This is a genomic window from Ureibacillus chungkukjangi, assembly GCF_003217295.1.
Lineage (GTDB): Bacteria > Bacillota > Bacilli > Bacillales_A > Planococcaceae > Ureibacillus > Ureibacillus chungkukjangi.
Genome location: NZ_QJTJ01000010.1, coordinates 92,005 through 105,399, shown reverse-complemented (window position 1 = coordinate 105,399; position 13,395 = coordinate 92,005). Strand labels below are relative to the sequence as shown.

Genomic DNA, 13,395 nt, shown 5'->3' with positions numbered 1-13,395 from the left:
ATTTAAAAAAGCTGCCGCCTGCAAAATACAGACAGCAGCTTCAACAAGTTGCCTAGGCTCTTTTTCAAAATGTCCTTTACAAAGGGTACACTTTATTATTACTAGTGGCTTTTAGATTTATTTAATTAATGCTTTTTTTACGTCTTCTATTTGACCAACATGACGCTGCTCATGATAGCCTACTAATGAAATCCATTGATTTAAGGTTAAGACACCAAAGCGACGATGGGCAAATGTTTTTTGATTTAAATCTTCCTCACTTGTTTCCTGTGAAATTTTTTCTAACGAAGCCCTTGAAGTAGCCAATTTCTGCTTTAACTCATCTAAGGTTTGAAAGTTATTAGCTGGCATTAAAAACTCTGGAGCATTAATCTTCTTAGTACGATCTGCAACTACATGAAGAGGGAATGTGCCAGGCGCCTCGAATTCATCCAATGTAAGCGAATGGCTGATTAAACGTACTGCATTTTCTTCCATTAAATATAAATGCTCTAAAACTTGTGCGATACTCCAAGACCCTTCTTCTATCACTTGATTTAATTGGTCATCTGTTAAATCACTAACACTTTCTAGAATCTCTGCTCGAACTTTATGTAGATTTTCCATTACCATTCCCCCAAAAAAGTCATTAGTATTTCATATTCCCTCTCACATCAACTTAGAACTTCCCCCAAAAATTAAAAAAGTGAGATACAAACCGGTATCTCACTTTAAATTAGGGGTATATTCACGAGCTATAGGGATGTGGATGGGTATGCTAATTTATTAGTAGCATTGGAAGAACCAGATACTATTCCGGTTGATGACATCATAAACCCAACCTCTAGTTCCTCTCCAACGGAAACCGATAATTTGATTTCCAAAGGCAAGCATTGGGAAGAACCAGAAACTATTACCATTTCTCAGCCATATAAATGTGTTTCTGAAAAAGCATCTTCTAATATTACCTATTCCGCCACTGCGAGTGAATTCTTGTTGTTGAATTGACGTCATTTGTGGTGTAAAGCTTGGCGGCGGTGTCGTTGGTGCTTGAAGTTGGCCTGGGCCACCTCCTGGAAAGCCTGGAGCTCCGGGGAATCCTCCTGGAGCACCGCCAGGGAATCCTGGAAGTCCTGGGATTCCTGGAAGCCCTGGAAGTCCTCCTGGAAAGCCGAATCTTTGTCCATCACCTCCTGGCCCTCTACCACGTGAATTATCAAAATCAAAAGGGTTCAATATACTACTCCTCCTTTCTATCTAATCTAATATCAATTTATGTAGAAAAAAAGAGCCCGTATAGGTTGTCCATCCCTACTATAAAAGTTTCTATGAAAAAAAGATTAAAAAGTATTTCTGCTAAGTCTCCTCCTAGATACTTGAAAAACCATAATAATTTTATTAATTCTTCACCATAAATTTTAAGAATCTATAAGAAAAACCAATAATGATGAATAATATTTAATTTTGAGAATATGTTTTAACGAATCGCTTTTTCTTATACAGCCAGAAAACTGGCCTAACAACCTAGAAGGAGCTGAATGCTATTCTTCAATTTGTTATTCCAAAGGAAAAATACAGTTTATGTCTTGTGAACCCGGGCAAAAAAGACGTTCAAGATGTTTATATGAAGTATTCTGGTTATGCGGTTGAGGGGTCAACGTATTACGAATTTGAACCAATTCACCTGCAAACAGAAGTACTTTATGGGGAAAGCTATGCCATTTTAGAGGAAGACAACACCTGGGAAGTAGATACCACATTCCAATATGAAGTTCTTTATGTTTCAGACGAAGGCATTATTTTAAAAAAGTTTCATCGAAAAAAGCTAGACAATGTGCAAACGCTAGAATCCCATCCTTTATTTCAATCAGCGATTTGGATGATCGAGGAAACCGCAAGCGAATACATTAATGAGGAAGATATAATTCAAATTGTTACAAATGATGTTTATGCTTCGACAGTGCCAACTAATAGTAGTACTTACCGATATCTAAAAGAACGAAGTGAGTTATTTGAACAATTTTTTGAGGATTTATATAGTGAAATGGATAATTATTATAACGGTGCGAAGCAAAACTCACCCGAGAAGTGGGATTTCGCCAACTATCTTCAAACAGATTACGGTGTTGAATTTGAACAATCTGAAGGAGCCGACATCGTATTATCCAACTGCTTAGGCTTAATGCGTAAATTAAACTTGACCTATCAAGAGATGGCAGAATATTTTTGTAAATATATATTGTAAGAAAAGATTGGCCTAATCCTTATCTGGGCCAATTTTATTTTTGTTTTTGTGGGTTTCTATGATCATCATCTACATTTCTTGCTCCCCCACAATTTCAATTATCCTTTATCCCCATAATATTTTAAATAATAGTTCGGTTAAACTATTTCGGGTTTAAAATTATTTAATTCGAAAGATGGATGAAACATACTAAATTTCACTGTTATAAACATTTTTTTCTTTAAAAATCAATAATATTGTTACATTTCTCCTCATACCTTTTAACATAGTGAATCTGCTGTCGTAGATGAAGGAGGTCATGGTCCATTTTATACATTTTTCTGATACTAACCGCAATCTGTCTAGTCGTCGCATTAAGAAAAAAACGCTTTGGAATTCTTGTAGTGCCTTTCGTAGCAATTGTGCTATTCATCATCGTGGAAATCATACTTGTACCAGTTCCATTTATCGATACTATTAAATTTATCTTTAGTCTACAGTAATTACGACACTACCTATTCTTCTTATGAACAATTCTACATTTCCCTAACGACTAAAACCTAGCTCTTAATTATCAATATCAATTTTCATTTTTTCTTTGTCTATCGAGAATAGCAGACAAAGTAAAAATAGAATTCTAACAAAAAGGAAGTGGGAAACTTAAGTTTGGTGTTTCATAAAACATCCTTACAAAAACGTTTTAGGAAATTGAAAAACAGGGGTGATCTAGTGAGAAAAATTGAGAAAAGCAAGGCTGACGCGTACTTCCGTGAGAAAAATACCTATATGGTTATCTACTTTATAATTTGGGCTATTGTTTCTTATGGTGTCGTGCTTATCGCTGAACCTTTAAGTGATGTTTATTTTAATGGGTTCCCATTACATTATTTTATGGGAGCACAAGGAGCTTTAGCGGTCTTTATTATATTACTATTTGTTAATGCAATTGTAGGGGATAAAATCGACAAAAAATATGGGATTGACCATAACAAAAATGAATTGATTGGTCGAGGAACGACTTCCAATCATTAAAAACTAACAGCACAATAAAGGGGGATGGTTTTTGGATACACAATTTATTGTTTCATTGGCGATGATTTTAGCGACTTTCGCTTTATATATTGGAATTGCCGTTTTAAACAGGGCAAAAGGAACATCTGAGTTTTATGTAGCCGGTCGAGGCGTACCACCATTATTTAATGGGATGGCAATTGGTGCGGACTGGATGAGTGCAGCTTCGTTCATCGGTATGGCCGGAACAATCATGATGCTAGGCTATGACGGGTTAGCTTATATTATGGGCTGGACTGGTGGTTATCTACTGTTAACGTTCTTGCTTGCACCACAGCTTAGAAAATCTGGTAGCTATACTGTTCCTGAATTTATCGGCGACCGTTATAAGAGTAAAGCTGCACTCATTATTGCAGCGATTTGTACGATGATTATTAGTTTCACTTATTCCATTGGTCAGTTGTCAGGTTCTGGAGTGGTAATTGGTCGTCTTTTTGAAATTGATGCGAGACTAGGAACAATGATTGGTGTCGTTATTATTGCAATTTATGCGGCATTCGGCGGAATGAAAGGGATTACATGGACACAGGTTGCACAATATCTTGTATTAATTATCGCTTATCTTGTTCCTGTAATTTTCATGTCACTGCAAATTACAGGTAACCCTCTTCCTTGGTTATCTTATGGAGAGGTTGTTAGTAAGTTAGGAGAACTTGATCGGGAGCTTGGACTATCTGAATACTTTGCTCCGTTTGAAAAAGGAAGTAAATGGCAATTCCTTGCACTTATGTTTACTTTAATGGCTGGTACTGCCGGTCTTCCTCACGTAATTGCTCGTTTTTATACCGTTTCTACAATGAAAGCTGCTCGTTGGTCAGGTGCTTGGGCATTATTATTCATCGGGTTATTATACTTCTCTGCTCCAGCTTATGCAGCATTCTCTCGTTTCATCTTAATGACTCAGGTAGCTGGAAGTAAAATTGCAGAACTCCCTGCCTGGACGAAAACTTGGGTAGATACTGGGCTATTAAAGGTAGCTGATTCAAGTGCTGATGGGATTCTGCAATGGAATGAATTAATCATTGCGAACGATATTGTTGTAATGGCAACTCCTGAAATTGCGAATTTAGGTATTTTTGTTATCGGTTTAGTCGCTGCCGGTGCTATGGCTGCAGCCCTTTCAACTGCAGGTGGATTATTAATCGCGATTTCTTCTGCCTTTGCTCACGACATTTACTATCGCATCATTAAGCCAACTGCTACAGACAAACAACGATTAAATGTTGGGCGTATCACAATTGTAGTGGCTACACTTTTAGCTGGTTTAGTAGCATTAAATCCTCCTGGAGCTATTACGCAAATTGTAGCGTGGGCCTTTGCAATTGCAACGGGTACATTCTTCCCTGCCCTAGTCCTCGGTGTTTGGTGGAAGCGTTCCAACTCAAAAGGCTTAATCTCTGGGTTGCTTGTTGGTTTAGGTGTAACCTTGGCTTATATCTTTGCTGCAAAATATGGTGGCTTTACAATCTTGGGCATTATCGATACAGGTGCTGGTGTGTTCGGTGCGATTGCTGCATTTGCCACAAACATCATTGTATCCCTTTCAACTAAACCACCTTCACAAGAAATCCAAGATGCCGTTATCAACCTTCGCTACCCAGAACAAATGACTTACAAAGACGGCGAAGTCTATATGGAAGATTAAAAAAAACGTACCAGGTACCCAAACAATTCTGAATTGTTTGGGTACCTGGTACTTTAATGATTTTTTTTATGAACTAAGAAATAGTATAAAACAAGAGCAATTAGGATTACTGGAACCATTGCTAAAAAAAGTATGCGGTAGGTTGTGTGAGGTTCAATCAGTCCTAATACAAATGGACCTACCCCTAATCCGATATCGAGTAATATAAAGTAGGTTGAAGTGGCAAGACCATATCGATGAGGTTCAGTTGACTTAACGGCCAAGGCTTGGGCAATGGAGTTCATATTGCCATACCCAATTCCGATTAACCCTGCTGCGACTAAAAAGAGAAACGAATTTGTGGCTTGACTAAATAACAGCATGCCGACTGCAAAAATACCTAACGCCGGATAGACTACTATATTTGCTCCTTTTCGATCCATTAAAGGGCCAGTGATTGGTCGAGTACATAGAATAGTAATCGCGTAGACAAGGAAAAAGTAGCTACCCGCTTTTACTAAATCAATACTCTCTGAGTAGAATGATAGAAACGACATCACACCAGAGTAAGCAAAGCCAATAAATAACACAATTATTGATATAGGCAATGCTTTTGGCTCAATATAGTTGCTAAGCTTAAACCCTTTTTCACTTGTTGCTTCCTTCTGTATAATTGGTGCTTTAATATTATTCAAATTCACAGTGAAATACATTAATACACAAACAACTACTAAAATAGCATTAAAAATAAATATAGAAGTAAAACTTTCTGTATTTTGTGTAAGGAGTATACCAATAAACGGACCAATTGCTGTTGCCAGCACTGCACTCATACTAAAATAACCAATACCCTCGCCACGTCTTGATGGCGGAATAATTTGTGCGATCAGTGTCCCTGTTGTCGTTCCAATAATCCCTACAGCTACACCGTGCAATAAACGAATTAATATTAATACTGGCAAATTCACAGCGATAAAATAAGCAAATGTTGTAATAAGGAATGCAATTAGCCCGATTTGAAAGGTTCTTTTACTTCCGATAGAGGTAATAACTCTGCCTGTTATTAATCGACCTACTAATGAACCAACAATAAAGATACTCGAAACTAGTCCAGCAGTACTTGTTGATGCATCAAATTCATCAACCGCATATCCTGCAATAACTACAATTAGTAAATAAAATATTAAAGTGACCAGAAAATTAGTCAATGAAATCATGATGAAATTTCTGGTCCATAATCGTTCTTTTTCAATCACGGTCTTTTCAATCACGTTCTTTACTCCCCTATCCTATCTCAATAGATTTTCTAATATTTGATTTAAGACATCGCGAGTAGTTTTCAAATCTTCCTCGTTAATGCCTTCGGTAAGCCCATTTAAAAATGTAGCTAACTCCTGTTGAATCGATATATAAACTTCTTTTCCTTTTTGCGAAAGGCGTACGTACTTTTCTCTTTTGTCCTCACCTTGAGTTACTTCGACAAACCCGAGTTCAATTAGCTTTTTTATCGTTGGTGTAATACTCGGTTTTTCAACTCGCATCTCTTTTGCGATTTCTGCCGAAGTACATGAATTCAAATCATTGACTAACCTTAAAACACTCCACTGAGTCGTATATAAATTATATTTTGCTAATCGAAGGTTTACTGCATTTACATATGGACGATAAAGCTCTCGATAGCTGTCAAAAAGTGTTGGCTCTAAACCACTCATTTTCATCCCTCCGAATTTAGATAGTTAGCCTAACTAACTATTATACTTTACACCTCACAAGAAGGCCTGTCCATATATTTAATACATAAACTTCTAGCAAAAAGTCATCTTAAGGAGATGAAACTTAATTCACTTTTTTTCGTATAATAATTATCACCAAAAATAAAACAAGATCATTTAAATAAATGAACTTTAAGAAAGGAAAGATTGTATGTTAGATAAGATTTTAAAGGGAATATTAGGTGGAGGACATGGGAAGCGCCGTCACTCCTCAAGTAGCAGAAAACATTATTCTAGAAAACACAATTACTACGGTCACAAGCATTATAAAAAAGGCTACAAACGTAGCTCCGGCTTTTTCGGTTCAAGAAGTTCACGCAGCTTTTTCAGTAGCTAATGATGCTTCGATATTTTTCCGAAAAAAAATACAATCACCTCGTAAAAGATTATGTAACAGCTAAAACCATTTATAACTTTATCGAAGAAATTGGTGTTGGGGCTTATGGGGTTGCCTATTTACTTGAGGATATGAATACTCATAAAAAATATGTGTTAAAACGCTTGAAAACAAAGCATCGTCATAAGAAAAAAATACGCCAAAAATTCGATCAAGAAATTTCAATTCTTAACGAAATAGAACTTCCAAATGTACCAAAGCTGGTTTCAAAAGGGGAAATTAGTGGAATCCCATTTTATATAATGGATTATATTGAGGGAAAGACCTTTGAACAGTCTATTTTTCAGGATGGGCAAATTTTCTCGCTCAAGCAATCCATGCAAATTACTAAGGAATTGCTTCAAATTTTGATAGAGTTTCATAAAAAAGGCATTGTTCATCGAGATTTACGCATTCCAAATATTTTACTAAAGGATAATACTCTTCATATTATCGATTTTGGATTAGCTGCATATATGAAACCTGAACTTCAATTAGATAAGATAAATAATCCGAAGCGAGCAGAAAATCATATTAGTGATCTATATTACATTGGGCATTTCCTGCTTTTTTTACTCTATTCCACCTACACACCTACCAAGAAGAAAGAACGAAGTTGGCAGGAGGAATTACTGTTACCACAAGAGGTTATTGAATATATAGAGCGACTTCTAATAATTCGACCTGCATTTTCTAGTGCTGCAGATGCATTACAAAGTCTACCTTTAAGAGAACATATTGAAAACACCAATATATACTAGTTTATGTTGTTTATTTACAAGATAAGGTATCAGTAACATAATTCTTGTCCATGCTTATAACAAATCTAGATGGAGGAATAAGACACCAATGTTACAATTTGAATCCGAACTTGATGGGAAACAAGCACAATTTGGTTATTTGCGTAATAAGTTAAAGAATTACGGTTTTTGCCTGGGCGGTTACTGGGATTACGATCGAGGCTTTTTCGATGCTATCTTGTCTAAACAGGATGGAGAAACAATCTATTTAAGGTTACCTTTTGTTGTTATTAGTGGTGTCCTTGATTCTGATAACGCTTATATTCAATTTAAAACCCCCTTTGTCATTAAACATATTGTAAATTACGGATTAGATTATGATGAAAGCTCTCTCTTAGATGCTACAGGGTTTAGTCAGTTCCAAACTCCCGTAGATAAAGATGGCAAAATTGAAAATAAACACAAATGGGTTCATGCTGGTGAGCAGGTCGTAGGAAAGGTGCTCCAATATATTAACTAAATAGAACGAGAAGCAATGTAGAACCTTTGGAATTTGGTTCTACATTGCTTCTTTTACGATTTATTGAAAAATTGAGCAACTTGGTCATAAATAAATTCTGTATTTGGAATCGGTTGGTTCGTAATTCTTAATGTAGTCATTCGATTTATGAGCCTAGATAGGTTATCCTCTAAGCTTCGATTTAAGTTGAATATTACCCCATAGGAGTACACGTCCTGAAGCTCATCTTCAATCCACCTTAATTTCCCAAAAACCTCAATCACCTCGTTAAGCACTTTAAACTCAAATTTAAATTTCATATTAGAGTTCACGGGTAGCTTTAAATTCGATAGAACCTTAATGCCACCCAAGCTTAAATTTTCAATTAATACCGGTGTTGAGCCTACCTGAACCACCTGATCATTTACTTCAGCAATGGTCATTTTACCATGGATATATAAAGGCAATTCAAATCGATAAAATTTACGATTTTCTCGCAAGCTGCTTTTCTTTTTCGTTCTTTGTACTGCCTTTAAATATCCTACCTGAATAATTTTTTCGAACTTTTCTTGGGGTACAGGCTCTGAAAACAGGAAGCCCTGTATCATATCGCACTCGTTGTGCTTTAAAAAATCCAGCTGTTCCTTATCTTCAACCCCTTCTGCAACCACTTTCATCTCGAGTCTTTTACCTAAAAATAAAATTGAAGCAATTACCCCTTTATCGACTTCACTTTCGCTCTTAATATTATTTATAAAGGTTTTGTCGATTTTAATGGTATCGGGCTTTATCTTCCTTAAATAGTCCAGAGAGGAATAACCGGTTCCAAAATCATCAACCGCTACTTTTACTCCTAATGCCTTTAATTCCTTTAGGATGGTTAAAACTGTTTGATCGGTTTTTAAAAGAGAGCTTTCGGTAATCTCTAATTCTAAGTATTGTGGCTTTACATCATACTTTTCTAATTGTGCCTTTACAAATTCGACTAATCCCTTTTTCATAAATCGAATTGGTGATACATTGATGGAAATCGGATAGAGACGGTAGCCCTTCCTCTTCCATTCATGAAGGATGGCACACACCTTTTCAATTTCCCAATCGATGATTTGATTTACCATATGATTTTCTTCCGCTAATGGGATGAATTCTCCTGGGGATATATCTCCCCACTCAGGGTGCTGCCAACGAATAAGCACCTCTGCCCCTACAACAAACCCTTTACTCGGCTCAACCTGAGGCTGAAAATATAAAGTAAACTCATCATTCAATAAAGCTAGTCGCATATCTCGGTCAAGAACATACTTTTTATAGGACGGGATATCTCTCGAGTGAGAAAACAAATGATAGGTATTTTTCCCCTGCCGTTTTGCTTGATATAAAGCAGTGTGTGCGTTTTCTAGTAAGGTTAACCTCCTCTCGCCCTCCTCAGGGAAGAAGGTAATACCGATACTCGTTGTAATATGCAAAACATAATCCTGGATTGTAATGGATTTTTCAAAAGTACCCAGAATTTTTTCTGCTAATTGATAAATTTCTTTTTCATCCCGATATTTCTTAACAATCATTATAAAATCATTGCTGTTTAAACGTGCAAGATAGCCTTCTTCCGGCGTTAGGTCAGATAAACGGAGCGCAATCTTTTTTAATGCCTCATCGCCAATTTGATAGCCTAACGAATTGTTAATAACATGGAATCGGTCGATATCAAAATAAAGTAACGCAAAATCTGCCCCTTCCCTACAGTCTTGGTCAAGCTTTTCAAATAAACTTTTTTGATTTGGCAGCTTTGTCAATGAGTCATAGTTTGCTAGAAAATTAAGTTTTTCTTCGATATCTACTTCATGTGTCACATCTGTAATCATGCCAAAAACCTGACTGACAATACCGTTTTCATTTACTCTAGGGACAATTTGTTCTAGAAGCCACTTTTTCTGCTCTTTTCCATCTGTAATCGGATACAGCATTTGCACCGTTTTCCCTTTGGCAACGAGCTCAAAATTAGTAGCCACTTCTTTTTTATGCATTGGGTGGACCATTCGATATCTTAAGGAGGGCGTTTCGTAAATTGTTTTTAAAGGCAGATTTAGAATCTCCTCAAACCCTTTTGAAGCATAGAGTAAATCACCATGAGGCTCCTCACGCATCCATATTCCTGTTGTTAAATGGTCGAATATATATTGGAAACTATTAATCTCACTTTCTATACCCTTTTCATCTAGTTGTATAGAGTCGAAATTAATCGTATTAGCTATTTTGTTTAGTTCGGCTATTTCAGTATTTTCTTCATTATTAAAAAGGCGTTTTAAAATATTCAATTTCGGTTCCTTATACCTTAAAATTCCCACTTCCTCCTACATTTATCAATAAATTGGAAATGTTTAGCTATTACCATTTTAGTATAAAAGTCACCGTTAAAGTATAGGTAATTTCTACCTATGTTATTGTTTGAAAATATAGCTCACCCCTCTCTAAGAGCTTGTACATAAAAAAAACAACCAAACTTTATGTTGGTTGCTTTTGTTTACTTTCACTTATTTATTTCAGTCAAAAAGCGGAAGGCTCTACTCATTGTAGTAGGAACGACCGATGCATGATTTTCCTCGGGTGCTATATACAATTGCTTTGTTTCACAGGTTGGGAGCTTATCATAAAACCGTATTGCATCTGTTACCATAAAGCCTTCCTGCTCCCCAGCAATGATAAATACTGAACAATTCTCCTTAACATCTTCATTTTCAAGATATTGGAATAATTCTTCGTCATTCCACCAAAGAGATGGACTTACTGCCAGGTAAGCTTGAAAGCACTTATTCTTAGTTAAGTAGCTCCAAAGCACAAAATATCCCGACAAGGAATGACCATATAAGGTTTGCTTATTTTTATTGATAGGATAGCGGGCTTCAATTACAGGCTTCAGCTCTTCCTCGATGAAGCGGCTGAAATTTTCTGCCCCGCCCAATTCATTTATCTCGACCCATTTACCTTTTGTATGCTCTGGGAAATGGTAGTCACTTGCTGGTGCTGTAAAGTCAAGAAACCTTCTAAGACTTTCTCCATTTTCCTGATGACCAATTCCTACAACAATGGCTCCCTCTATTTTTGTTTTTGGAGAGTTTCTAACTTGTAAATTAATCGTTTGTTTAGCAAAATCAAAGTAGCTTCGCCCATCAAGCACATAAATGATTGGGAACCCTTCTTTTGGTGTTTCCATATTTGGAACATATACCGAAATATCATATTGATAGTTTGTGTTTTTCGAATCTATTGTAAAATTACTCATTTAAACCTCCTGCAATTTTGGTGCCTTTTGCTTTTGCACATCGTAGCTAAAGCAGATCGGAGCATTTGTCTCCTCATCATGTAAAATCTTTGCGTTGATTTGAAATACCTCTTGTAATACTTCTGCATTAATAATTTGCTGTGGAGTTCCACACTTAATGATTTGCCCTTCTCTCATAGCAATCAAACCATCGGAAAAACGGGCTGCATGGTTGATATCATGCAATACCATGACAACCGTACAGCCATGTCTCTCATTCAGCTCCTTAACAATCATTAAAACCTCGAGCTGATGGGCCATGTCTAAGTAAGTTGTAGGCTCATCTAATAGTAGAATTCTAGTTTCCTGAGCTAAAGCCATTGCAAGCCAGACGCGTTGTCTTTGTCCGCCGGAAAGCTGAGCTAATTCCTTATTCCGATAGTCTAACGTGTTAGTTACCTCCATAGCCCATTCAATCACTTCAACATCCTTATTTGTAAGCCGATTTACATTTTTTCGGTGAGGGTATCTTCCATAAGAAATTAGCTCCTCAACCTTTAACTGGGCAGGTGCTGTTGGAGATTGAGATAATATGGCCAATTGTTTTGCAATTTCCTTGGTTGATAGACCCTCCATATTCTTCTCCTGCAAATAGACCTCACCATAATCCTTTTTCAAAATACGTCCAAGTGTTTTTAGCAGTGTAGATTTCCCACAGCCATTTGGACCTATAATTGTTGTAATCTGCCCTTCAGGTATGACTATATTTAGGCCATTTAATATTAAATTGTCTTGATATCCCGAGGACAGGTTTTCAATTCGAAATGCTGGATTCATGCTTTTCCTCCTACTCCTTTGCCTTTACTAGCAAATATAAAAAGTACGGGATGCCGATAATGGAAACGATAATACCAACAGCCAGCTCAGTCGGTGCAAAAACCGTTTTCCCTATAAAATCAGCAATTATTAAAAGTGAGGCACCTATAAGAGCGCTAACAGGTAGCACATATTGATGTCGAATACCAACTAGTTGTTTTGCGATATGTGGTGCCATTAAGCCAATAAAACCAATACTTCCTGAAACCGATACACAGGCACTTACTAAGGCTACACTTGCAAGTAGCAATTTGATTTTCTCTTTTTCAACAGCGATTCCCAGGCTAGTAATACTACTTTCTTCTAACTGGAAATAATCCAGTAAATAAGCTTTTTTATATAAATAAAATCCTAAAAGAATTATCCAGGGCAGCATCGAAAGAATAAAAATCCAGTTGGCATTATAAATCGAGCCAGCCAGCCAAACAGCAGCAGATTCATAATCCTTTTCATTCATTTTCAAGGATAAGTACATAGAAAGTGCACCAAAGCCACTATTAATAGCTATCCCGGTAAGAATTAATCGCTGCATATCTAGAAAACTATTTTTTATGGCAAACATGAAAATGAGTGCAGCAGCAATCGTCCCTCCTATGAATCCAAAAATCGGCATCATTAGGATGGAAAGCCAGCTACTAATATCTGCACTAACTATCTGTACCTGAAAGTAGTACATAAAAATAACGATTGCTGCACCAGCTCCTGCATTAATACCGAGTATGCCAGGATCAGCCAGCCCATTTCTTGTAATTCCTTGCAGGATAACCCCTGCCATCCCTAATCCAATACCAACTAATCCAGCAATAATAATACGTGGTAAACGAAATTCAAAGATTACTAGGTCGAAATCTCGATTGGGGTCTATTCTGAATAGCGTTTTCAAAACCTCTAGGATAGACATATTAAAAACACCATTTGTTATATGTAAATAGCTCGCACCTATTATTAGAAAAAGCAAAGTAATCATTATAAAAG

At 36.6% G+C, this 13,395-nt stretch carries 13 protein-coding genes; 5 read left to right on the top strand and 8 right to left on the bottom strand.

The features are described 5' to 3' along the window. Window positions 1-117: 117 nt before the first annotated feature. A complete protein-coding gene (locus tag BJ095_RS09630) occupies window positions 118-606 on the bottom strand; it encodes a DinB family protein (RefSeq protein ID WP_181418019.1) in 489 nt (162 codons plus the stop codon). A 159-nt stretch (window positions 607-765) separates the two neighbouring features. Next, window positions 766-1,215, bottom strand: coding sequence for a hypothetical protein (locus BJ095_RS19025; RefSeq protein ID WP_181418018.1), 450 nt, complete (start codon window positions 1,213-1,215; stop codon window positions 766-768). Between the two features lie 388 nt (window positions 1,216-1,603). Here BJ095_RS19025 and BJ095_RS09620 point away from each other — a divergent pair, with 388 nt between their 5' ends. The 3 genes from BJ095_RS09620 to BJ095_RS09610 all read left to right on the top strand — a co-directional run bounded on the left by BJ095_RS09620 (window position 1,604) and on the right by BJ095_RS09610 (window position 4,919). Next, window positions 1,604-2,224: a hypothetical protein gene (locus BJ095_RS09620; protein WP_107935129.1), complete on the top strand. Its 621-nt coding sequence runs from the start codon at window positions 1,604-1,606 to the stop codon at window positions 2,222-2,224. Between the two features lie 708 nt (window positions 2,225-2,932). Further along, window positions 2,933-3,235: a DUF4212 domain-containing protein gene (locus BJ095_RS09615; protein WP_107935130.1), complete on the top strand. Its 303-nt coding sequence runs from the start codon at window positions 2,933-2,935 to the stop codon at window positions 3,233-3,235. 31 nt (window positions 3,236-3,266) lie between these two features. Continuing rightward, a complete protein-coding gene (locus tag BJ095_RS09610) occupies window positions 3,267-4,919 on the top strand; it encodes a sodium:solute symporter family protein (protein WP_107935131.1) in 1,653 nt (550 codons plus the stop codon). A 53-nt stretch (window positions 4,920-4,972) separates the two neighbouring features. On the opposite strand, the gene BJ095_RS09605 is transcribed toward BJ095_RS09610, so the two are convergent. Together BJ095_RS09605 and BJ095_RS09600 are read right to left on the bottom strand one after the other, a co-directional pair. Beyond that, the gene (locus BJ095_RS09605; RefSeq protein ID WP_181418021.1) at window positions 4,973-6,115 is read right to left on the bottom strand and encodes an MFS transporter; all 1,143 of its coding nucleotides are present in this window, start codon (window positions 6,113-6,115) and stop codon (window positions 4,973-4,975) included. 72 nt (window positions 6,116-6,187) lie between these two features. Beyond that, on the bottom strand, window positions 6,188-6,610 hold the full coding sequence (locus tag BJ095_RS09600; protein ID WP_181418017.1) for a MarR family winged helix-turn-helix transcriptional regulator: 423 nt from the start codon (window positions 6,608-6,610) through the stop codon (window positions 6,188-6,190). A 396-nt stretch (window positions 6,611-7,006) separates the two neighbouring features. On the opposite strand from BJ095_RS09600, the gene BJ095_RS09590 reads away from it, so the two are divergent. Together BJ095_RS09590 and BJ095_RS09585 are read left to right on the top strand one after the other, a co-directional pair. After that, complete coding sequence (locus BJ095_RS09590; RefSeq protein WP_107935134.1) at window positions 7,007-7,807, top strand: serine/threonine protein kinase; 801 nt, start codon at window positions 7,007-7,009, stop codon at window positions 7,805-7,807. Between the two features lie 88 nt (window positions 7,808-7,895). Then, a complete protein-coding gene (locus BJ095_RS09585) occupies window positions 7,896-8,306 on the top strand; it encodes a YugN family protein (protein WP_107935135.1) in 411 nt (136 codons plus the stop codon). A 53-nt stretch (window positions 8,307-8,359) separates the two neighbouring features. On the opposite strand, the gene BJ095_RS09580 is transcribed toward BJ095_RS09585, so the two are convergent. The 4 genes from BJ095_RS09580 to BJ095_RS09565 form a co-directional block, all read right to left on the bottom strand. Further along, window positions 8,360-10,600 carry an EAL domain-containing protein gene (locus BJ095_RS09580; protein WP_146223210.1) on the bottom strand — a complete coding sequence of 747 codons (2,241 nt, stop codon included), beginning with the start codon at window positions 10,598-10,600 and terminating at the stop codon, window positions 8,360-8,362. 212 nt (window positions 10,601-10,812) lie between these two features. Beyond that, on the bottom strand, window positions 10,813-11,565 hold the full coding sequence (locus BJ095_RS09575) for an alpha/beta hydrolase (protein WP_107935137.1): 753 nt from the start codon (window positions 11,563-11,565) through the stop codon (window positions 10,813-10,815). Further along, a complete protein-coding gene (locus tag BJ095_RS09570; protein WP_107935138.1) occupies window positions 11,566-12,381 on the bottom strand; it encodes an ABC transporter ATP-binding protein in 816 nt (271 codons plus the stop codon). 10 nt (window positions 12,382-12,391) lie between these two features. After that, window positions 12,392-13,387, bottom strand: a complete 996-nt coding sequence (locus tag BJ095_RS09565; RefSeq protein ID WP_107935214.1) for a FecCD family ABC transporter permease — start codon at window positions 13,385-13,387, stop codon at window positions 12,392-12,394. Window positions 13,388-13,395 lie beyond the last annotated feature (8 nt).

Bases quoted from the DNA above. Each gene is read 5' to 3' on its own strand.
- BJ095_RS09620 (WP_107935129.1), top strand. From the start codon at position 1,604: ATGAAGTATTCTGGTTATGCGGTTGAGGGGTCAACGTATTACGAATTT.
- BJ095_RS09585 (WP_107935135.1), top strand. From the start codon at position 7,896: ATGTTACAATTTGAATCCGAACTTGATGGGAAACAAGCACAATTTGGT.
- BJ095_RS09575 (WP_107935137.1), bottom strand. From the start codon at position 11,565: ATGAGTAATTTTACAATAGATTCGAAAAACACAAACTATCAATATGAT.
- BJ095_RS09565 (WP_107935214.1), bottom strand. From the start codon at position 13,387: ATGATTACTTTGCTTTTTCTAATAATAGGTGCGAGCTATTTACATATA.
- BJ095_RS09605 (WP_181418021.1), bottom strand. From the start codon at position 6,115: ATGATTTCATTGACTAATTTTCTGGTCACTTTAATATTTTATTTACTA.
- BJ095_RS09570 (WP_107935138.1), bottom strand. From the start codon at position 12,381: ATGAATCCAGCATTTCGAATTGAAAACCTGTCCTCGGGATATCAAGAC.
- BJ095_RS09630 (WP_181418019.1), bottom strand. From the start codon at position 606: ATGGAAAATCTACATAAAGTTCGAGCAGAGATTCTAGAAAGTGTTAGT.
- BJ095_RS09590 (WP_107935134.1), top strand. From the start codon at position 7,007: ATGATGCTTCGATATTTTTCCGAAAAAAAATACAATCACCTCGTAAAA.
- BJ095_RS09600 (WP_181418017.1), bottom strand. From the start codon at position 6,610: ATGAGTGGTTTAGAGCCAACACTTTTTGACAGCTATCGAGAGCTTTAT.